Origin of the sequence: Capnocytophaga sputigena (assembly GCF_900446695.1) — a bacterium.
Lineage (GTDB): Bacteria > Bacteroidota > Bacteroidia > Flavobacteriales > Flavobacteriaceae > Capnocytophaga > Capnocytophaga sputigena.
In genome coordinates this window covers 348,174-368,849 of record NZ_UAVP01000008.1, presented here as the reverse complement: position 1 = coordinate 368,849, position 20,676 = coordinate 348,174, and the positions used below count along the sequence as shown (strand labels likewise).

Here is a 20,676-nt window from a genome sequence, read left to right as displayed (position 1 = left end):
TGTCAGGATTCAGGGTTTTCGCCGCAAAAATAGCAATAATCCCCAAACCTTCAAATCTCTAAATCGTTATTTGTCACTTCCACCCCTCGTCCCTCGTCTCTTGTCATTCGTCTCTCGTCATTTGTCATTCATCATTCGTCTCTCGTTATTTAGATAATTTTTTGTTAAAACCGCCCTTTTTATTGCCTTTATTGTGTTAAAAAGAAAAACGTCCCAACTTCCTTTCATTTTTAGATTTTTTATAGCGTACAAACATAGTTTTCTTGTGCTTTTTTCTATATAAACTAACAAACATAGCTTCTTTTAGTTATTTTTAAAAAACGTCTGCTTTTTTCTTGTTTCGTTTAAGATAAAATTATACTTTTGCATTGTCAATTTTTAACATTTATTTTATGAATTACCCTAAGCTATTCTTTGTGTTTAGTGTCTTTTTCTTACTTTTTGGAGGACTTTATGCACAAGATAAAACGGTAACGGGTGTCGTTACTGATGAAAGCAAAACCCCGCTCATTGGGGTGAGTGTGGTGGTAAAAGGCACTACACGTGGTGTTTCTACCGATTTTGACGGGAAATTTACCCTCCAAGCCAAAGAAGGTGAAACTATTGAGTTTAGTTCAGTGGGATATGTCGCTCAAGACAAAAAGGTAACAGGAGCTGGCAAAACACTGAATATGAATGTTGTCCTCAAAGAGGAAACCCAACAACTCTCCGAGGTGGTGGTAACCGCTTTAGGTATCAAGCGCGAAGAAAAAGCGTTGAGCTACAACGTGCAACAGGTGAAATCCGAAGAACTCACCAAAGTGAAAGCGCCTAACTTTGTGAACAGCCTCAACGGTAAAGTTGCAGGGGTTACTATCAACAAAAGTGCTTCAGGACCAGGAGGTGCTACTCGTGTGATAATGCGCGGTGAGAAATCTATTGAAGGTAGTAACAACGTGCTTTATGTGGTGGACGGGATTCCGCTTTTCAACACCCAAGCTGGTGGTGATAACAGTGGTATCAAAGGTGAAGGTCGTGTAGGTAGTGAAGGTATCGCCGACTTCAACCCTGAAGATATTGAGAGCATCTCAGTGCTTAGTGGTCCTTCGGCAGCTGCCCTTTATGGTAGTAACGCTGCCAATGGGGTGATCCTTATCAATACCAAAAAAGGTAAAGAAGGCAAAATGCAAATCTCACTCTCTTCTACTACCGAGTTTAGCAAACCTTTTATATTGCCTGAATTCCAAAACACTTATGGCAACCGCAGTGGGCAATATAGCAGTTGGGGTAGCAAATTGGCAACTCCTAGCAGCTATGACCCTGCAAAAGACTTCTTTGAAACAGGTACTAATTTTATCAACTCGTTCACCCTTACAGCGGGTAATAAAACCAATCAAACCTTCTTCTCAGCAGCGAGTACTAACAATAATGGTGTAGTACCTAACAATAGCTACCACCGCTATAACTTCAATGTGCGTAACACTACTTCGCTTTTTGAAGATAAAGTACAATTAGATTTGGGAGCTTCATATATCAAACAAAAAGATATGAATATGGTCTCTCAAGGTGAGTATTGGAACCCTATTGTAGCTGCCTATCTCTACCCTCGTGGTGAGGATTTTGAAAAAGTAAAAACTTTTGAACGCTACGATACTTCTCGTTATTTTGCTACTCAATATTGGCCTATTAGCGAAAGTAGATTTGCTCCTCAAAACCCTTATTGGACAGCCTATCGCAACTTAGCATCTAACAACAAAGACCGATTTATGTTCAATGCAGGGCTTAGCTACAAAATTACCTCTTGGGCAAATGTTGCAGCTCGTGCGCGTTTAGATAAGAGTTATATCAATTTTGAACGCAAACTCTACGCTTCATCAAATGAAATATTTGCCAAACCTAATGGAGCTTATGAATATGCAAACTACAACGATCATCAATTCTATACCGATGTGATCGGAACTATCAACAAACAGTTTTTTGATGATTGGAGTTTGATGCTTAACTTAGGGGGTAGCTATTCCGACTTTGATGCTATAGAACGTGGTTATGGTGGTAACTTGCAATTAGTTCCTAACCTATTTGCGATCCAAAACATCACACCTTCTGAAGGCAAAATAACCGAAAGATATGGCGATGCCCGCCGACGCAATGTAGCAGTGTTTGGAAATGCCGAAATAGGCTTCAAACGTTGTGCTTATCTTACTCTTTCAGGACGTAACGAATGGGATTCTCGCTTAGTAAATTCAGCAGAAGAATCTTATTTCTACCCTTCAATTGGTTTTTCTGCCGTGATTTCCGAAATGGGTGAGATGCCTGCTTTCTTGAATTATTTCAAAGTGAGAAGTTCATATACTGAAGTGGCTTCACCTATCGCTTGGTCAGGTCGTACTCCTGGTACTATTACCCAAAAAATTATAGGAGGTGTGATCAAACCTGAAGAGATATATCCGTATGCCGATTTTAAAGCAGAACGTACTAAATCTTATGAATTAGGGCTTAGCTTGCGACTCTTCAAACACTTTAATATCGAATCTACTTGGTATCGCTCTAATACTTATAACCAAACCTTTATCGCTAACCTACCAGAATCTACAGGTTATAAATATATCTATTTGCAAGCGGGTGATGTGCAAAATAGCGGTATAGAATTGAGTGTAGGTTATCGCAACCAAATAGGCGGTGTGGATATTGCTAGTTCAGTTTCTTATACTCGTAATAAAAACGTGATTAAGAAAATGGTAAAAAACTATAAACACCCTTTTATTGAGCAACCTTTCAATATAGATGAAGTGAGCAAAGAAAATGGTAGAACTATCCTTAAAAAAGGAGGTAGTATCAGTGATGTATATGCCTCTAAATTCTTGAAAAAAGACAATCAAGGTTACATCAATATTCCTGAAAGTGGCGATTTAACTTTAGAGAACCAAAAACCAGTGTATTTAGGCAAAACCACTCCCGATTTCCTTTTGGGTTGGAACAACTCCTTTGGTTATAAAGGTTTTGGATTGAGTTTCCTTGTCAGTGGTCGTTTTGGAGGTATCGTAACTTCTTCTACTCAAGCGATATTAGATCGTTTTGGAGTGTCTAAAACTTCAGCTATTGCCCGTGATAATGGAGGTGTAGCACTCCCTGGTCAAGGTAAATATGACGCTAAAAAATATTACGAATTAGTAGGTACAGGCGATAGTGAGTTAGCAGGCTATTACACTTATGATGCTACCAATGTACGCTTGCAAGAATTAGCGGTAAGCTATACTTTCCCTGCAAAATGGTTTAAAAAGAAAATTGATGAACTTACTGTATCGGTGATAGGTAACAACGTGTGGATGATTTACAACAAAGCTCCTTTCGATCCTGAGCTTACCCCTTCTACCGCTACTTATGGTCAAGGTAACGACTATTTTATGCAACCTAGCTTGCGTAGTATAGGATTTAACGTAAAAGTAAAATTGTAATGTTATGAAAAAGAGATTATTTATATACACCTCTATAGCTCTTGCTGCGGTTTCTTGTAACAAATTTGAAGAAATCAACACCGATGCCTTTGGGGTAACCCAAGAAATGGGCAAGAGAGATGGTATTACTATTGGGGCAAAAATTACCTCTATGCAAGCACAAGTAGTACCTGTAGGTACACAAGCTGATGGTACAAGTGTTATAAACCAATATCAAGTGGCTTACCACTTAGCAGCCGATACGTGGAGTGGTTATTTTGCTCAAAACCAAGATTGGGATAACGGGAAAAATAATACTACCTATTTCCTTTTAGAAAGATGGTACGAAGCCTCATATAGCAGCTCTTATACTAAAATGTTACCCCTTTGGAGCAGTGTGAAAGAAGATGCTGAAAAGAGTAACTTCCCCGAAGCTTTTGCTTTGGCACAAATACTCAAAATTTCAGCTTGGCATAAAACTGCCGATATGTTTGGACCTATTCCTTACAAACAAGCTGGAAAAGGCTTGTTAAGGGTTCCTTATGATAGCCAAGAAGAAGTATATCAAGCATTTTTTGATGATCTTACAGCTGCTATTGCAGTATTGCAAACTAAATATGAACAAGGAGGTGCCTTGTTGCCTAAATATGATGCTGTATATGCTGGTGATGTGAGCAAATGGATAAAATATGCTAATTCACTAATGTTGCGCTTGGCAATGCGCATACGTTATGCCGCTCCTGCCAAAGCTCAACAATATGCTGAACAGGCTATCAATCAAACTTTAGGAGTAATGACCGATAAGGCTGATGAGGCTAAAATGAGAGAAGGTGCTGGACTTAGTTTTGTAAATAATATCGAAACCTTTGCAAACCAATATGGCGAAACTCGTATGGGGTCTTCTATGTTCTCTTATTTAGTAGGTTATGAAGATCCTCGCTTGATGAAATATTTCAAACCTAGTGATAGTCGATACGCTCAAAATGTACCTTTTGCTGGAGCTAAATATCAAGCTTTACCTACGGGAGCAGGGTGGAAATCAACATCTTTTAAAAGTTTTTCCTTGCCTAATATAGAGAAAACTACTCCTACCTATTGGATGCGTGCTTCCGAAGTATATTTCCTAAGAGCAGAAGGTGCTTTAATGGGATGGAATATGGGAGGAACTCCTGAAGATTTGTATAAAAAAGGTGTAGAGACTTCTTTTGCTGAGAACGATATCAATGTAGCTCAAGTAGATCCTTATCTCACTTCAGGTAAAGAACCTGCTGACTATTATGCTAGCTGGTTAGGAAATGCCGATGCTCCTACTCAAGCTACTACTCAGTGGCAAGGTACTACCGAGGAAAAATTAGAAAAAATTATCACTCAAAAATGGATTGCTCTTTACCCTAATGGTCAAGAAGCATGGACTGAATGGCGTCGTACAGGCTACCCTAAACTCCATAAAGTAGTCCAAAATACCAGTGGAGGAGTTATCTCTACTGAGCAGGGAGTGCGCCGCATACCTTATCCAGAAAGCAAACTCACTGCCGAGGATAAAGTATATTTAGCACGTGCTTTACAACTCTTAGGCGGTGCCAATACTGGTGCTACCAAAGTTTGGTGGGATAAAAAGAACTAACGTTTAAAATACTATGAAAGTTATGAAGTATATATCTAAAATTATCAGTATAGCAATATTGATGATAGGTTTCTCTCTTACTTCCTGCGAAAAATGGACGGAGGTAGAGAATAAGGAAATAGACCACAATGGGGGAGCTAATACGCTCAGCCCTGAAGAACGCGATGCTCACTATGCTTCCTTGCGCGCTTGGAAAAAAACTGCCGAAAACTACGGTCGCCCCGTGTCTTTCGGGTGGTTTAGTAACTGGTCGCCAGAAGGTAGCGTGCGCAAAGGCTATTTGTCTGCCTTGCCCGATAGTATCGATATGGTGTCAATGTGGAGTGGACCCTTTGGTATCAGCGAAGCTAAAAAAGCCGATAAAGCTTATGTGCAAAAGGTAAAAGGTACTAAGGTGTTTGTGTGCTTTATCTTGCACAATATCGGTACAGGTATCACCCCTTCTTCAATCGCCGATAAAATAAAAGCTGAAAACCCTAGTGACTCTCAAGCGATGCTCAACGATAAAATCAAAAAAGCGCAAGAGGCTTATTGGGGCTATACCAGTGGCGTACAAAGCTCTACCGACCATATTGCCGCTATTAGAAAATATGCCAAAGCGCTCTGCGATACTATCATAAAATATGATTATGATGGGCTTGATATCGACTGGGAACCCGATGGCGCTGGCGATGGTTTTGGTAACCTAAAAGGGGGTTATGATAGAGGTGAGTATTTGCACGTTTTGGTAGAAGAACTCGGTAAATACTTAGGACCCAAAGCTACTGTCGATACTGGTAAACGTCGCTATTTATTGGTAGATGGTGAATTGTGGAATGTGAAAAAAGAATCAGCCCCTTATTTTGATTATTTTATTTCACAATCTTACGGTAATAGAAATCTTGATTATAGGGTGCAAGGGGTTAAAAATGCTTTTGGCGAGCATTACAATACACGTAAACACATTTTTACTGAAAACTTTGAGTCTTATTCAAAATCAGGAGGAGCGCTACTCGATCAAGCTGAATATAATTCAACTGAAGGTCCTAAAGGAGGCGTAGGCGCTTATCGTATGGATAACGACTACGACAATCAGCCTGATTATAAATGGATGCGTAAAGCCATTTATTTAATGCATAAATCTTATGCCGATTATATGAAAAAACATCCACAACCCTAAAACTATAGCCTTATGAAACTTATAAAATATTGTATAGGAATCTTCGCTTTCTTGGCTCTGAACGCTTGTAAAGACAAAGAAAACGAATTGTTGGAAACTAAAGTCTATTTTGAGCAACCTCAACAGCGACTCAAATTAGAAAATAATGTTAGTAGTCACGCTTTCAACATCACAGCCCGTGTCTCAAATATCAGTGATAGCGATGTGAACGTAACCTACCAAATAGGTGATGCCCAAATGGTAGCCGACTATAATGCTAAAAATGGCACCAAATACCAAATGATGCCAGCGAATAACTTTAGCTTACAGAAAAATAGTTCTGTGATTAAAAAAGGAAGTGTTTATGCCGAACCTTGCCAGTTAGCTCTTACAAATCTTTCAACTATACAAGAAGGAAATACCTATGTAATCCCTGTAACTATAGCCGATGCAAGTGTCCCTACTATCGAAGCTAAAACCTTATTTGTAGAGGTGGCTAAACCTATTGTTATCAATAAAGTATTCGATTTTACAGGTAGAAAATACCTTTCTATCCCAATGGACGAAAAGGCAAAATTCAATGCCCTTACTTATGAGGCAATGATTTATGTAGATAATTTTGTAAAACTCAGTACAGTAATGGGAGCTGAAGGGAATCTTATCTTCCGTTTTGGTGATACTACCGTAGATGCCGACCAAATTCAAGTAGCTGGAAATGTACAATTCAACCCTTCCAAAAAATTCGCTGCTAAACAATGGTATCACGTTGCCCTTGTGTTTGATGGCGCTACCAAACGCACTGAAATCTATGTAGATGGAGAACGTGTAGCCGAAAAAACTGCCTCAGTTAGTAGCTTTAATCTCAATGGTGACTTCTTCATAGGTTATGCTTACGATTACGATGGATCTCGTACTTGGAGAGGTAAAATGAGTGAATGCCGCGTATGGAGTGTAGCACGTACCGCCAACGAGCTTAAAAACAACAAACTTGGCGTAGATCCTAACAGCGAAGGTCTCTTTGGCTATTGGAAACTCAATGGTACTGATGTATATCAAAAAGACGGTAACTACTATGTGAAAGACCAATCTAAAAACCACCGCGATGCCACCTCACGACGTGGTGCTTATCAAAGCGGAAGAGGTCTCTCCGTAGAACCCGATGTTGTTGAAATGAGAATTTCAGAATAATTGTAATATTGTAAATCATACACTTTACCAAAATCAATTATTCAAATCAATTGTCATAATAATCAATTATCTTTGAACTATGTTATATAGGGGCGTTTTGCAAACGCCCCTATATATTTTGCAACCACCTCTCGTTCCTCGTCATTCGTCATTCGTAATTCTTTTTTCTCATTAATCATTCGTAATTCGTAATTATTTTGTACCTTTGCCCCTTGGTATTAGATATAAGCATATAACGAATGAATTTTAACTTTTCTGAAACACAACAGATGGTAGCCGAAGCCGCTAAGGACTTCGCTGAAAAATATATCCGTCCCCACGTGATGGAATGGGATGAAAGTCAGGAATTTCCAATAGAAGTATTCCGCAAAGCCGGAGAACTCGGTTTTATGGGCATATTAGTCCCCGAAATCTATGGAGGTTCAGCCCTCGACTACCACGATTATATCGCTATTGTTGAAGAAATATCAAAAGTCGACCCCTCTATAGGGCTCTCTATAGCTGCTCACAACTCCCTTTGTACTAATCACATCCTCAGTTTTGGCAACGAGGAACAAAAACAACGCTGGTTGCCCAAATTAGCTTCTGGCGAGTGGATAGGAGCGTGGGGCATCACCGAACACAACACCGGATCCGACTCTGGAGGAATGGCTACTACCGCTGTGAAAGACGGCGATGAGTGGGTGCTCAACGGCACCAAGAACTTCATCACCCACGGCAAAAGTGGTGACATCGCCGTAGTGATTGCTCGTACGGGCGAAAAAGGCGACAAACACGGTATCACTGCCTTTGCGGTAGAACGCGGTACCAAGGGCTTCAGTGCAGGCAAAAAAGAAAACAAACTCGGTATGCGTGCCAGCGAGACCGCCGAAATGATTTTCCAAGACTGCCGCATCCCCGATACCAACCGCCTCGGTGCCGTAGGCGACGGCTTTATCCAAGCAATGAAAATATTGGACGGCGGACGTATTTCTATAGGCGCACTTTCTTTGGGTATTGCCAAAGGCGCTTACGAAGCCTCTCTCAAATATGCCAAAGAACGTATGCAATTCGGCAAACGCCTGATTGATTTACAAGCCGTTGGATTCAAACTCGCCGATATGGCAACCGAAATTGAAGCCTCTGAACTGCTCTTGCACAAATCCGCTTTTCAGAAAAACAATGGTCAGCGCGTAACCCTATCAGGAGCAATGGCTAAAATGTACAGTTCCGAAGTGTGTGTGCGTGTAGCCACCGAAGCCATTCAAATTCACGGAGGTTATGGATATACCAAAGATTTTCCGGTAGAAAAATTCTTCCGCGATTCTAAATTGTGTACCATAGGTGAGGGAACCACCGAAATTCAAAAATTAGTCATTACCCGTCAGATAGATAAAAACTCATAATAAAAAGAAAGCAGATATGTTATCCAATTCCAGCAAGTATGCCATCAATGCAGTAATCTACTTAGCTCTACACGCTTCACCTACTAAAAGATTAGCCCCTAAGGACATCGCCGAAGCGTTACATATTCCCACCTCTTTTTTGGCAAAGATATTACAAACTTTAGCCCGCAAAAAGGTCATTAGTTCTAACAAAGGACCAGGAGGTGGCTTTTGGCTCACCGATGAAGAAAAAGCAGCCCCTTTAATGAATGTGGTAAAGCAAATAGGAGAAGCCGAGAAGTTTACTTCTTGTGCAATGGGTTTCAAAGAATGCTCGTCCGAAAAACCTTGTCCGCTGCACACCTCAGTACAGCCTTTTAGAGACAATTTTATGCGCGAACTCACCAATAATTCCATCGCCTCTTTCGCTCAAAAGATCATCGATAAAACCGCATATCTATCCCCTACAGAGTAATTTGCTAATGAAAAGCGTCGCTACACTTTGCCAAAAAAATCTGCCAGTGCGGCTCGCACCTTTGGCAAAGTTGAAGACCCAACAAAGGTGAAATACCATTACACCTAAAACCTAACCCCTAGCACCTGAAATAAAATGAAAAGAATTGTCACAGATGAGTATCACGCTCCCGTTGTTTTAACCCTCCCAGAGATTAAAACCCTTATTGATGAATTGCCTTATAACGGACACCGTTTTGTCGTTTTCTCAGAAGACGGCGATACCGGCGACTATGTGCAGACGATTTTAGAAAACGAAGAACTCGACGAAGAAAGCCGTTATCAAGTAGAAGCACGCGTATACCACTCACCCGATGCCTTCACACATTACCGTACCTTTGTAGCAACCGCCGATGAAGCCTTTGTGCCTTTCGAAGCCTTCTACAACAACACCCCCTATAGCTATGATAGCTGGGAGGATGTTACCGACGAATTTTGCTAATTAGCTTATTTTCTAATTTGAATAGCATCACAACCCTGAAACCTGTCCCCTGAAACCTAACACCTAACACTATGTTACAACTAAACACTATTAGAGAAGAAAAAGACCGCGTACTCAGCGGACTTAAAAAACGCAATTTCAAAGAATTGCATCTCATAGACAACATCATCGCCTTAGACGAAAAACGTCGTGCTACTCAGCTTTCATTAGACGAAACACTGGCGAAATCTAACAATCTCTCTAAGGAAATCGGTAACCTATTCAAAGCAGGTGAAACCGATAAAGCCAATGCGCTGAAAGAGCAAACAGCCACCCTTAAAGAGGATATCAAAACCCTTACCGATACCCTCAACACTACTGTAGAGGAGCTCAATAATTTGCTCTATCGTGTGCCTAATATCCCCAATGAGTTAGTGCCCGAAGGTACCTCCGAAGCCGATAACGTAGTAGTATTCGAGGCAGGCGAAATTCCTAACTTAGGTAAAGAAGCTTTGCCACACTGGGAACTCGCCAAAAAATACGACCTCATCGATTTCGAGTTAGGAGTAAAACTCACCGGAGCAGGATTCCCCGTATACAAAGGCAAAGGCGCTAAATTACAGCGCGCTCTCATCACCTACTTCCTCGACAAGAACACCGAGGCTGGTTACAACGAATTTCAAGTGCCTCACGTGGTGAATGAAGCCTCAGGCTATGGCACTGGTCAGTTACCCGATAAAGAAGGACAGATGTACCACATAGGGGTCGATAATCTCTATCTCATCCCTACTGCCGAGGTGCCTGTTACGAATATCTTCCGCGATACATTGTTAAACGAAAGCGATTTGCCTATTTGCTGCACTGCCTATACCCCTTGCTTCCGCCGCGAAGCTGGTAGCTATGGCGCTCACGTACGCGGACTCAACCGCTTGCACCAGTTCGACAAAGTAGAGATTGTGCGCATCGAGCACCCCGATAATTCTTACAAAGCATTAGAAGGAATGATAGAACACGTGAAAGGCATCCTCAACGAACTCAAACTCCCTTACCATATTTTGCGCTTGTGCGGAGGTGATTTAGGCTTTACTTCAGCCATAACCTACGATTTCGAGGTATATTCCACCGCTCAAGAAAAATGGTTAGAGATAAGTTCAGTATCAAATTTCGAGACCTTCCAAGCCAACCGACTCAAATTGCGTTTCAAGGACTCCGACGGTAAGAACCGCTTAGCGCATACCCTCAATGGCAGTTCATTAGCCCTTCCGCGCGTATTAGCAGGCATTTTAGAAAACTACCAAACCCCCGAAGGCATTGTAATCCCCGAAGTCCTCAGAAAATACACCGGCTTTGATATCATCAACTAATCCTACACTTTGTCAAAGTCTATCATATAGCCACTTAAAAACCGAATTATAAGCCTCTTCGCTTGGAAGAGGCTTTTTTGTATTCACCAAATTGCTAATTTTCCTCCCCCCCTAATTTCTACCAAATCATCAAAACAATGAGCCAATTAGAAAATTAACTAATTTGCTCATTTGCTAATTTTTACTACCTTTGCCAAGTAATTAAAAAGAAGTTATGCAAAAAATCATTGATATAGTCAAAGACTACCTAATCAAAGAATCCAATAACGCCCTCCTCATCACAGGAGAATGGGGCGTAGGCAAAACCTATTTCTTTGATAATAAACTGAGTGAAGAAATAAAGGGAACAAGCATTAAAAAAAATGAAAGTGTCAAATACAAACCTATTAGAGTCTCTCTATCAGGCGTTACAAGCATAGATGATATAGAAAGAAGAATTGTAGCAGAACTATACCCTTCCTTAAACAAAGGATTAAAATGGGGAAAAGGAATCTTTAAACTCCTTTCAAGTGTCCCAAAAATAAAAGAATATATCCCCGAAATTCCTAATAGTGATGTAATAGACTCAGAAACTGATAATCTTATTATTTGTTTTGATGACTTAGAAAGAAGAAGCAAAACTTTCCCTATAGATAGTCTCATAGGTTATATAAACAACCTCACTGAAAACAATAACCTAAAAACAATTATCATAGCAAATACTAACAAAATAGAAGATGAAAGTTTTGATGAGATAAAAGAAAAACTAATAGGTAGAGAAATAGAATATAAAATCAATATAGAAGAAGTTTTTGACACTCTTATACAAAATGAATTTCAAAGTTTCTCAGAATATACAAATTTCTTACAAAAAGAAAAAAACTTTATCTGTAGTTTTTTCCAAGACTACAAAAATATACGTACTTTAAAATTTATTTTAACCCGTTATCACGATATCCATTCACAAATAGAAAAAATAGCCCCCAGTATTAATTACATACAATCAAACAAAAATACTGTCTTGAAAGAAACCCTATTATTTACAATAGCTATTTCCATAGAACACAAAGGAGGATATGTTACTAAGAAAAATAAAGATGAGATAGGCAATATAATTGGATTTAGTATAAAAGATATTGAAAGATATTTAAATAACAAATCTTCATCTGATGAGGAAAAAGATAAAGAGGAAACAATACTTGAGAAAATAGATTTTAAATATTACTATCAAAACAACGTTAGTTATTATTTCCATGAACCCATCTTTGATTACATAGTAGGAATCAATATTCTAGATGAAAAATTATTTGAAGAAGATATCAAAGAAAAATATAAAATATCCAAAGACAACACTATTCCAGAGTGCTATATCACTTATAATCGAATCAAATTCAATGAAGTGTTTAGTATGAGCAATGACACTTATGAGCAGTTGTTAAAAGAAATGCTATCTTATGTAGATAAAGGAGAGTATGGTTTAGGAGATTATCATTCCGTTTATAGATTTGTATTAGATTTTAACAACCCGTTAAAAGTCAAAAAGAAAACCCTAAAGGAAAGAATCATTAAAGGAATAAAAAAAGGTAAAGACAAATTCGTATATGACCCTGAGTTACCAAACAAATTACTCTATATTAAAGGAAGAAGCGATGTGGATAAAAATCAGAAAGAGATAATAGACCTTTGTCTTACAATCAATAATGAAAAAGAACAAGAAAAATACAAACAAGACAGTATAAACTTAATCAATATATTAAAAAATGATTTCGACCATTTTGAGCATCAAGTAAAGAATAAATATAACACAATTCCTATTTTTAAATATATCAATGGTAAAACTATTTCCAAATTTTACAATGATAAGATAGATTTAAGAGTAAGATTGTCCGAAATCTTCAATCATAGATATATCTACTATAGAGAAGAAGTTTTGCAAAAAGAAAAAGATTTCTACTTACAATTACAACAATCTATTGAGAAAAAAGCTACTAAATTAAGATCAGGACCCGAATGGTATGTATATAACAATTTCAACGAACTGCTCAAAAATATTATTAATCATTTACAAAACTCATAAGAAAAACAAATTTCCCTATGTTTGCTCTTACCTTGATATCTTATAGGAGAATTTAGTATATATTATTGCCCACGTAAAAAAGTGGTACTTTTATATTGTGAAAGTACAACAGCATTATCTCACAGTGTCCTTTTACACTAGCAGTAAAACAGGCACTTTAAAAGCGAATTACAAGCCTCTTTCAAGCGAAGAGGCTTTTTTTGTATTTGCTCATTTTCCCAATTATCACTACCTTTGTCCCCTCACTCTTAATAACAAAACAATATGCTTAATACCTATATCACAGACCTCAATACCCAATATACCTCTGGCAAAGCCACCGAACACTCCTACCGTCCCCTGCTTAAAAACCTATTAGAAAGCCTCCTCCCAAAACTCAATATCATCAACGAACCCAAGCGACAAGCTTGTGGCGCACCCGACTATATCCTAACTCACGCCGACCTGCCCATCGGTTTCATCGAAACCAAAGACATTAACGACAAAGACCTCAAAGGCGAAAAGTCCAAAAACGGCAACAAAGAACAGTTCGACCGCTACAAAAAATCACTCACCAACCTTATATTTACCGATTACCTCACCTTCCATTTCTACCGAAATGAAGAACTCCTACATTCTATAGCCATCGCAAAAGTAACCGACAAAGGCATCACACCCCTACCCGAAAACTTCGATACCTTCCTTACCTATATCCAAAATTTCGGCTCCTTCGAGCCCTCTGGTATCGCCAAAGCCGAAGACCTCGTTACCCTAATGGCTGCCAAAGCACAACTACTCTCCAAAATCATCGAAAAAGCACTCAACGAAGACCATACAAAAGGCATACAAACCGACCTTACCGACCAGCTCACCGCCTTTAGCAACGTACTCATTCACGACATCTCCCCTAAAGACTTCGCCGATATGTACGCCCAAACCATTACCTATGGGCTCTTCACCGCACGCTATCACGACCCCACCCTCCCAACCTTTAGCCGACAAGAAGCCTACCAGCTCTTGCCCGCCTCCAACCCCTTCCTCAAAAAACTATTCGGATATATCGCAGGAATGGAGGTTGATACTCGTATCAGCTGGGTTATCGACGACCTCGTGCAAATGTATCTCGCCTGCGATGTAGCTCAAATGCTCGCCTCCTATGGCAAAGATGCCTCCAAAGACCCCATCGTACACTTCTACGAAGACTTCCTCGAAGCCTTCGACCCCCAAGTACGCAAAGACCTCGGCGTATGGTACACACCCCTGCCCGTAGTCAATTTTATGGTGCGTACCCTCGATACCCTACTCAAAGAGCAATTCCACCTCCCACAAGGCATCGCCGATACCTCCAAAATAAAAGTACAAACCCAGCAAGACAACAAAATAGCAGGCTTCGATATAGAAGAAAAAGAATACCACCGCGTACAAATACTCGACCCCGCCACTGGTACAGGCACCTTCCTTGCCCAAATCATCGAGTATATAGCCCAGCAGTTCGCCAGCCAACAAGGCATTTGGCAAAACTACGTCCAAGAACACCTCCTGCCACGCCTCAACGGATTCGAACTCCTAATGGCAAGCTACGCCATCGCACACCTAAAGCTCGATATGCTCCTCTCTCAAACACAAATCACCCAGAGCACCAACCGCATACAAATATACCTCACCAACTCCCTCGAAGAACCCACCCCCGACCGTTCCCTACCCCTCGCCCGTTGGCTCTCCGACGAAGCCAATGAAGCCAACCGCATAAAGCGCGACACCCCCGTAATGTGCATCATAGGAAACCCTCCCTACAACGGATCAAGCACCAACAAAGGCTCTTGGATTATGAACCTAATGGAAGACTATAAAAAAGAACCCAACTCCAAAAAGAAACTCGCCGAACGAAACCCCAAGTGGATAAATGACGACTATGTCAAGTTTATCCGCTTTGGCGCTCACTTCATCGAGAAAAACGGCAGTGGCATCCTCATCTATATCAACCCACACGGCTTTTTAGATAATCCCACCTTTCGCGGGATGCGCTACCACCTGCTCAAAACCTTTGACAGCATTTATACCATCGATTTGCACGGCAACAGCCGTAAAAAAGAAACCACACCCAGTGGCGAAACCGACGAAAACGTATTCAACATTATGCAAGGCGTAAGTATCAACATCTTTGTCAAAAAAAATAACCCCAAAAACACAGAACTCGCCAAAGTATACCACTACGACCTCTATGGTAAGCGTACCGAAAAACTCGCTTTCTTAGACGAAAACAACCTCCACACCATACCCTTTACCCAGCTCAATCCCATCGCCCCCAACTACCTTTTCGTACCCAAAAACGATACCCTCTTAACAGAATATAACCAAGGTTTTTCTATTAACGAACTCTTTAAAATCAATAGCGTAGGAGTAGTAACAGGAAATGATGCTGTATTGGTAGATACCGATAAACAAATCTTACTCTCCAAAGTAAAAGAAGCATACACCATAACATCCGAGCTAACAAACATTAAAAAAATAACCTATCGTCCTTTTGATATACGTTATATCTATTGGGATACCTCTTTGGTAACACGTAGCCGAAAAAATGTAATGCAACACTTTATTAAAGAAAATAACATAGGTTTGGTAGTATCAAGAGCAAATAGACAATTAAGTTTGAACTATATGTTTGTTACTAAAGGTATTACTGATTTACATATTTTAGATAATGCAGCTGATTCAACCTATGTTTTCCCTCTCTACCTATACCTCCAAGGCGAAGGACACTTTAAAGACACCTTAGATAAAATCCCCAACCTAAACCCCGAAATTCTTAAAAAACTCGGAGGCAACCCACTCACCGCCTTCGACTATTGCTATGGCGTATTACACGATAAAAACTATAGAGAACAATACAAAGAATTCCTAAAAATAGACTTCCCCCGCATCCCCTACCCAAAAGATAACGAGGAACTTCAGCACTACGCCACCATAGGCAAACACCTGCGAGAGCTACACCTGCTCGAAAGCCCCCAGCTACAAGCCCTCATCACCTCTTTCCCCATAGCAGGCAACAACACCATTACCGAAATAAAATGGGTAGATACTAGGCAAAAAGACAAAGGCAACATATATATCAACGATACCCAATATTTCGCAGATGTACCCCTCAAAGCGTGGGAAGCCTACATCGGGGGCTACCAGCCCGCCCAAAAATGGCTCAAAGACCGCAAAGGGCAAACCCTCACCTACAATGATATTATCCATTATCAACAAATGATAGTAGCCCTACAGAAAACCCAAGAAATTATCAATTCCTAATCCCCCCATACAAATACAACAAAGCCAGCTCCCCAGCTGGCTTTTCCTCCTCCCCTTAAAACAAACTCAACTGTTCCACGGGCAGTAACTGAAACGTTTTGCGGTGGTGCTCAGTAGCGCCGTGTTCGGCGATAGCTTTGCGGTGTTCGGGGGTGGGATAGCCTTTGTTTTGCTGCCAATGGTACTCAGGGAACTGTTGGGCAAGGTCTTCCATATAGGCATCGCGGTAGGTTTTCGCAAGTATCGAAGCTGCCGCGATGGTTTGTATTTTGCCGTCGCCTTTCACCACACAAGCATAAGGAATTTTCTGGTAAGGCACAAACTTATTGCCGTCTACTGCAATAAATTCGGGGGTAGGGGAGAGCTGAGCAATAGCGCGGTGCATAGCGGTGATAGAAGCGCGGAGGATATTCAGTTCGTCTATTTCGGCAGGGAGTACGTGACAAACAGCATACGCTACCGCCTCACGCTCGATGATAGGTCGCAAGAGGTTGCGCTGCTTTTCGGTAAGTTGTTTGGAATCGGTGAGGAGGTCGTTTTTGAAGTCGGGGGGCAATATCACACCTGCCGCTGTTACAGGACCCGCCAAACAGCCGCGCCCTGCCTCATCAGTACCCGCTTCTAATGAAGAATGATAGAATAATTGTAACATAATCAGGTGTCAGGTAATAGGTGTCAGGTATCAGGGGATAGGTTTTGTAATCTAATAACCATTTTTTTTTGGATTCTCCCCTTATAAGCAATAGAAAAACCCGATTTTAGGTAATAAAATCGGGTTTTTCTAAATTTTATTTTTGTGTAATGAATCTCGAGTAGTAGCTTACATCAAATATTTCATTTGTCCCTGAAATTTCGTTGTAGGTAGCTACGCTAATAACAGATAAGGCTATGATTCCTGCAAAAAACAGCACTTTTCTTTCTGAAAATATAGCACAATACACTAAATATACAACAGCAGGTACAAAAAGCAAATAAGGAAGTACTACCCTTATATTGTTGAGAAACAAAGCAGCTACCATTAAAATTAACAGAAAAGGAACGTGCATAAGCAATAATCCCTTGCGGGTTTCCTCTTTACTTTTTCTTCTGAACAAAAAGTAAGAAACGGTTGCCGATAGTATTAGGAATACAACTAACATATAAGGTAGGTATCCGTTGAAGATAAATCCCGCTAAAATGTAAAGCGATACGACTATCAAGTTGTTTTTAAGAGCCTGTTTCATAATATGATTTTTTAAGATTAGAGTACAAATCTATAGAATAAGAACCTAACAACCAAATAATTAATAAAGTTTAACTTTTTTAACAGAAGTAAAAACAAAGAATAATTACTGCACCAAACTATTGCTTTTCTTTGTCCTAACATATATTTTCATCGTTTTCTCTGCAACTCTATTTAATTCTTACCTCTTACCTCTTATCTCTTACCTAAAATAAGCGTTGAGCAGTTCCCTCCAAAGCCAAAGGAGTTAGAAAGCACGTGCTGTATAGGTTTGTATTTCAGTTCGGTTTGTGGGCGGATAGGCACTTCTTCCATTGGAGTGCTGAAGTTGAGGTTAGGGAATACCACCCCGTGTTGTAAGGCTAATACACTAAATACTGCTTCTACTGCCGAAGCTACTGCCAAAGTATGCCCCGTAAAGGCTTTGGTAGAACTAAAATCGGGGGTGTGCTCGCCAAAGATACGCATCAAGGCGCGACTTTCGGAGAGATCGTTGTTTACGGTAGCCGTGCCGTGTGCATTGATATAATCGATATCTGCGGGGGTTAATCCTGCTATTTGTAGGGCTTTTTGCATTGCTAAAAATGCACCTTCGCCATCGGCGGAGGAGGCTGTTTGGTGATAAGCATCATTGGCATTGCCCCACCCTTTGATTTCTGCTAATATAGTAGCCCCGCGTTGTAGGGCATTTTCTTCGGTTTCCAATACCAAAAAAGCCCCAGCTTCCCCTAAGTTTAAGCCCTTGCGATGTTGGTCGAAAGGCGTGCAGTCGGTATCCGAGAGAATCATCAGGGTATTAAAGCCGTTGATAGTGAATTTAGAGAGGGCGTCGGCACCACCGGCAATGAGGCAGTTGGCTCTACCAGTACGAAGCAGGTTGATAGCCGTTATGATAGCATTTGCCGAAGAAGAGCAGGCAGTGCTCACACTGGTTACAACGCCTTTTATGCCTACGTAATCAGCGATTTGGTGAGTTACCTCGCCTATGTTGTGAGTAGTAATATAGCGTCGCAGGGGTTCTTCATCGCCATAGCGGAAGAAATAGTTTTCGGTCATATCCATACCGCCCACCGTAGAAGCCATAATGAGTCCGCTGTGTGAGAGGTCTTTTGAAGTCAGTTTTGCATTCGCGATAGCTTCTTGCAGGGCAATAATCCCCAAGAGAGAGGTGCGCGAATAGGCGTTTACTTCGGGTAATCCCAAAGCGCTAAAAAGCTCAGCATTTGTGCGTTTGATTTCGCCTACTTTGATGTGATCAGCGTGAATGGTTGCTATATTTTCAATCCTGCTAATCCCTGCTTGGCGATGGGTAAGGGCATAAAAATGCTTTCCGACAGTATTGCCTATCGAAGAGTTAATTCCCATTCCCGTGATGACTATTTTTTTTGGCATTGTTATTTGGTGCGGTGAGCGGTGATGTAATCAGCCATTGTTTTCACCGATTGGAAGATTTCTTTTCCTTTTTTAGGGTCGTCTAAGCGGATACCATAATTTTTGTCGAGTAGTACGATAAGTTCAAGAGCATCGATAGAGTCGAGGGCTAAGCCAGTGCCAAAGAGGGGCTCGTTTTCATCGATATCCTCGGGGGTTACTTCTTCTAAGTTGAGTACTTCAATAATTTTGTTCTTGAGTTCTAAAATAAGTGCGTCCATTATAAATATATTAATATCAGGGGGCAAAGATAGTGAAGAATTAGCAAATTAGCAAATTTCGGGAATTAGCCGATTGAGCGACAAAAGAGGTGTTTAAGAAGTATCAATTGTATTTATATCACAGAAGAAACTTGTATTAAGTATTTCTATCTTTTGTTTTTGCCAAAAAGTTCTGAGTGGCTTCCTAATCTTTTATGTTCTTTCTGCTTTAAAATGTTGATTAGAAGATCAGTTTCTTTGTATAAATCCATAAAGTTTTTATGATTCTTCAGTGTAATACTCTTCCACTACTTCTTTAATAATTTTCATATCAACTGAGTCTGTTTCACTTTTATCATACAAAGCGACAAAAAGTACATTTTTTGTTTCATCTTCTGTGTTTACATTTACGAGTATTTCGTGTGTGATAACACGCCCTCCTCCTCTTTTACCTTGAGCCTTAGAAGTAATGTTGATACGAATTTTCTTAAATCCCTCTCCTAAGTCAGTTCCTAAGAAAGGATTTTCTTGTATTTCTTCCTTAAGTTTTTTAAAGTCTTCTTTGAGGCTTTTGTACTTCTTACCTAGCTTCTTAAGGTCTTTTTCAAAAGAAGCCATTGTTCTAAAACTATAGTTCATTGAGCACTTCGTCTAAATCACGTGTTTGTACTTTGCCAGTTCTCACGGCTTTTACTTCTTTTACTCTCTCTGTAATCATCTCTTTAAAAGCTTTTTCTTTAGCTGTTAGTTCTTTATTAGAGAAAATTGAAGATTTAGTAACACGGGCAAAATCAAGACTTTTGGCGTATTCTACAAATAGTAAAGCTTGTTTGCTACTATCGTCTATGGTAATGGTATAAGGCATAATAATCTATTTTTTTTGCAAAGATAGTGAAGAATTAGCAAATGAGCAAATTAGCTAATCTGCTAATTGGCAAATTGCCCTATAATCATCGTCTAAGAATTCAACCCAAGCTGTAAGCACACTTTGGGCTTTGCCTTGCGCTAAAAGAGAGTTGCTGTATTGCTCTAAAAAGGGTTGTGCCTCCTCGTAACTATCGAATACAAAAAAACTGTTTTCGGTTTTCAGTTGGTGACGTATGCTTATTTCACCTAAACAGATGTTGGGCAGGGTGTAAACAAATACCGCCGGACTGGGGTAATATTCCTGCGGATTGGCAATAGATGCCTGATGTTTGCGGTCAGTATCGAGGCTGGCAGAGCGATTGGCAAATACTAAGGCTACACCGTTTTTCTCAGATTGTGAAAACGGACGTAACAATACTTCGGCGGCTAAGAAAGCGAGCTTGCTGAGGTTATCCATTTTGAAGAATTTAGGATACTCCATTTGCAGGGCTTTGAGGGCTTTTTTGGAGAAATCGGCAAATGAGTCGCTTTTATCAGTGAAAAGCACTGAACCGTTTAGAGTGATGGTATTGTTTTCTATAGTGCAGGTCTTCATAAGTGAA

The 20,676-nt window shown here is 40.2% G+C and carries 17 protein-coding genes; 10 read left to right on the top strand and 7 right to left on the bottom strand.

Annotated elements, in window-relative coordinates; all coding sequences use genetic code 11:
- The first annotated feature begins 392 nt into the window (after window positions 1–392).
- The 10 genes from DR017_RS08145 to DR017_RS08100 all read left to right on the top strand — a co-directional run bounded on the left by DR017_RS08145 (window position 393) and on the right by DR017_RS08100 (window position 16,354).
- A complete protein-coding gene (locus tag DR017_RS08145) occupies window positions 393–3,434 on the top strand; it encodes a SusC/RagA family TonB-linked outer membrane protein (protein WP_002677657.1) in 3,042 nt (1,013 codons plus the stop codon).
- A 4-nt stretch (window positions 3,435–3,438) separates the two neighbouring features.
- A complete protein-coding gene (locus DR017_RS08140; protein ID WP_002677675.1) occupies window positions 3,439–5,037 on the top strand; it encodes a RagB/SusD family nutrient uptake outer membrane protein in 1,599 nt (532 codons plus the stop codon).
- Window positions 5,038–5,059: 22 nt separating this feature from the next.
- Window positions 5,060–6,196 (top strand): glycoside hydrolase family 18, encoded by a 1,137-nt coding sequence (locus tag DR017_RS08135; RefSeq protein WP_095909142.1) that lies wholly within the window; start codon window positions 5,060–5,062, stop codon window positions 6,194–6,196.
- Window positions 6,197–6,208: 12 nt separating this feature from the next.
- A complete protein-coding gene (locus DR017_RS08130; protein WP_002677924.1) occupies window positions 6,209–7,363 on the top strand; it encodes a DUF1735 and LamG domain-containing protein in 1,155 nt (384 codons plus the stop codon).
- 239 nt (window positions 7,364–7,602) lie between these two features.
- The gene (locus DR017_RS08125; RefSeq protein WP_002677723.1) at window positions 7,603–8,748 is read left to right on the top strand and encodes an acyl-CoA dehydrogenase family protein; all 1,146 of its coding nucleotides are present in this window, start codon (window positions 7,603–7,605) and stop codon (window positions 8,746–8,748) included.
- Window positions 8,749–8,764: 16 nt separating this feature from the next.
- A complete protein-coding gene (locus DR017_RS08120; protein ID WP_002677829.1) occupies window positions 8,765–9,202 on the top strand; it encodes an RrF2 family transcriptional regulator in 438 nt (145 codons plus the stop codon).
- 135 nt (window positions 9,203–9,337) lie between these two features.
- Entirely contained in the window at window positions 9,338–9,682 is a 345-nt protein-coding gene (locus DR017_RS08115) for a hypothetical protein (RefSeq protein ID WP_002677653.1), read from the top strand.
- A gap of 71 nt (window positions 9,683–9,753) precedes the next feature.
- A complete protein-coding gene (gene serS / locus DR017_RS08110) occupies window positions 9,754–11,025 on the top strand; it encodes a serine--tRNA ligase (protein WP_002677843.1) in 1,272 nt (423 codons plus the stop codon).
- A 214-nt stretch (window positions 11,026–11,239) separates the two neighbouring features.
- Complete coding sequence (locus tag DR017_RS08105; RefSeq protein ID WP_002677686.1) at window positions 11,240–13,081, top strand: P-loop NTPase fold protein; 1,842 nt, start codon at window positions 11,240–11,242, stop codon at window positions 13,079–13,081.
- 264 nt (window positions 13,082–13,345) lie between these two features.
- The gene (locus DR017_RS08100; protein ID WP_002677957.1) at window positions 13,346–16,354 is read left to right on the top strand and encodes a type ISP restriction/modification enzyme; all 3,009 of its coding nucleotides are present in this window, start codon (window positions 13,346–13,348) and stop codon (window positions 16,352–16,354) included.
- A 55-nt stretch (window positions 16,355–16,409) separates the two neighbouring features.
- On the opposite strand, the gene rnhB is transcribed toward DR017_RS08100, so the two are convergent.
- From rnhB to DR017_RS08065, 7 genes are all read right to left on the bottom strand, one after another.
- Window positions 16,410–17,006 (bottom strand): ribonuclease HII, encoded by a 597-nt coding sequence (gene rnhB / locus DR017_RS08095; RefSeq protein WP_002677955.1) that lies wholly within the window; start codon window positions 17,004–17,006, stop codon window positions 16,410–16,412.
- A gap of 136 nt (window positions 17,007–17,142) precedes the next feature.
- Window positions 17,143–17,577 (bottom strand): hypothetical protein, encoded by a 435-nt coding sequence (locus DR017_RS08090; protein WP_002677673.1) that lies wholly within the window; start codon window positions 17,575–17,577, stop codon window positions 17,143–17,145.
- Between the two features lie 194 nt (window positions 17,578–17,771).
- A complete protein-coding gene (locus DR017_RS08085; RefSeq protein ID WP_002677934.1) occupies window positions 17,772–18,968 on the bottom strand; it encodes a beta-ketoacyl-[acyl-carrier-protein] synthase family protein in 1,197 nt (398 codons plus the stop codon).
- A gap of 2 nt (window positions 18,969–18,970) precedes the next feature.
- A complete protein-coding gene (locus DR017_RS08080; protein ID WP_002674344.1) occupies window positions 18,971–19,228 on the bottom strand; it encodes a phosphopantetheine-binding protein in 258 nt (85 codons plus the stop codon).
- Window positions 19,229–19,486: 258 nt separating this feature from the next.
- Entirely contained in the window at window positions 19,487–19,846 is a 360-nt protein-coding gene (locus DR017_RS08075) for a type II toxin-antitoxin system RelE family toxin (RefSeq protein ID WP_002677648.1), read from the bottom strand.
- On the bottom strand, window positions 19,836–20,072 hold the full coding sequence (locus DR017_RS08070) for a hypothetical protein (RefSeq protein WP_002677878.1): 237 nt from the start codon (window positions 20,070–20,072) through the stop codon (window positions 19,836–19,838). The genes DR017_RS08075 and DR017_RS08070 overlap by 11 nt, the downstream gene beginning before the upstream one ends.
- A gap of 54 nt (window positions 20,073–20,126) precedes the next feature.
- On the bottom strand, window positions 20,127–20,669 hold the full coding sequence (locus tag DR017_RS08065; RefSeq protein ID WP_002677727.1) for a hypothetical protein: 543 nt from the start codon (window positions 20,667–20,669) through the stop codon (window positions 20,127–20,129).
- Window positions 20,670–20,676 lie beyond the last annotated feature (7 nt).

Bases quoted from the DNA above. Each gene is read 5' to 3' on its own strand.
- DR017_RS08145 (WP_002677657.1), top strand. From the start codon at position 393: ATGAATTACCCTAAGCTATTCTTTGTGTTTAGTGTCTTTTTCTTACTT.
- DR017_RS08140 (WP_002677675.1), top strand. From the start codon at position 3,439: ATGAAAAAGAGATTATTTATATACACCTCTATAGCTCTTGCTGCGGTT.
- DR017_RS08135 (WP_095909142.1), top strand. From the start codon at position 5,060: ATGAAGTATATATCTAAAATTATCAGTATAGCAATATTGATGATAGGT.
- DR017_RS08130 (WP_002677924.1), top strand. From the start codon at position 6,209: ATGAAACTTATAAAATATTGTATAGGAATCTTCGCTTTCTTGGCTCTG.
- DR017_RS08125 (WP_002677723.1), top strand. From the start codon at position 7,603: ATGAATTTTAACTTTTCTGAAACACAACAGATGGTAGCCGAAGCCGCT.
- DR017_RS08120 (WP_002677829.1), top strand. From the start codon at position 8,765: ATGTTATCCAATTCCAGCAAGTATGCCATCAATGCAGTAATCTACTTA.
- DR017_RS08115 (WP_002677653.1), top strand. From the start codon at position 9,338: ATGAAAAGAATTGTCACAGATGAGTATCACGCTCCCGTTGTTTTAACC.
- serS (WP_002677843.1), top strand. From the start codon at position 9,754: ATGTTACAACTAAACACTATTAGAGAAGAAAAAGACCGCGTACTCAGC.
- DR017_RS08105 (WP_002677686.1), top strand. From the start codon at position 11,240: ATGCAAAAAATCATTGATATAGTCAAAGACTACCTAATCAAAGAATCC.
- DR017_RS08100 (WP_002677957.1), top strand. From the start codon at position 13,346: ATGCTTAATACCTATATCACAGACCTCAATACCCAATATACCTCTGGC.
- rnhB (WP_002677955.1), bottom strand. From the start codon at position 17,006: ATGTTACAATTATTCTATCATTCTTCATTAGAAGCGGGTACTGATGAG.
- DR017_RS08090 (WP_002677673.1), bottom strand. From the start codon at position 17,577: ATGAAACAGGCTCTTAAAAACAACTTGATAGTCGTATCGCTTTACATT.
- DR017_RS08085 (WP_002677934.1), bottom strand. From the start codon at position 18,968: ATGCCAAAAAAAATAGTCATCACGGGAATGGGAATTAACTCTTCGATA.
- DR017_RS08080 (WP_002674344.1), bottom strand. From the start codon at position 19,228: ATGGACGCACTTATTTTAGAACTCAAGAACAAAATTATTGAAGTACTC.
- DR017_RS08075 (WP_002677648.1), bottom strand. From the start codon at position 19,846: ATGAACTATAGTTTTAGAACAATGGCTTCTTTTGAAAAAGACCTTAAG.
- DR017_RS08070 (WP_002677878.1), bottom strand. From the start codon at position 20,072: ATGCCTTATACCATTACCATAGACGATAGTAGCAAACAAGCTTTACTA.
- DR017_RS08065 (WP_002677727.1), bottom strand. From the start codon at position 20,669: ATGAAGACCTGCACTATAGAAAACAATACCATCACTCTAAACGGTTCA.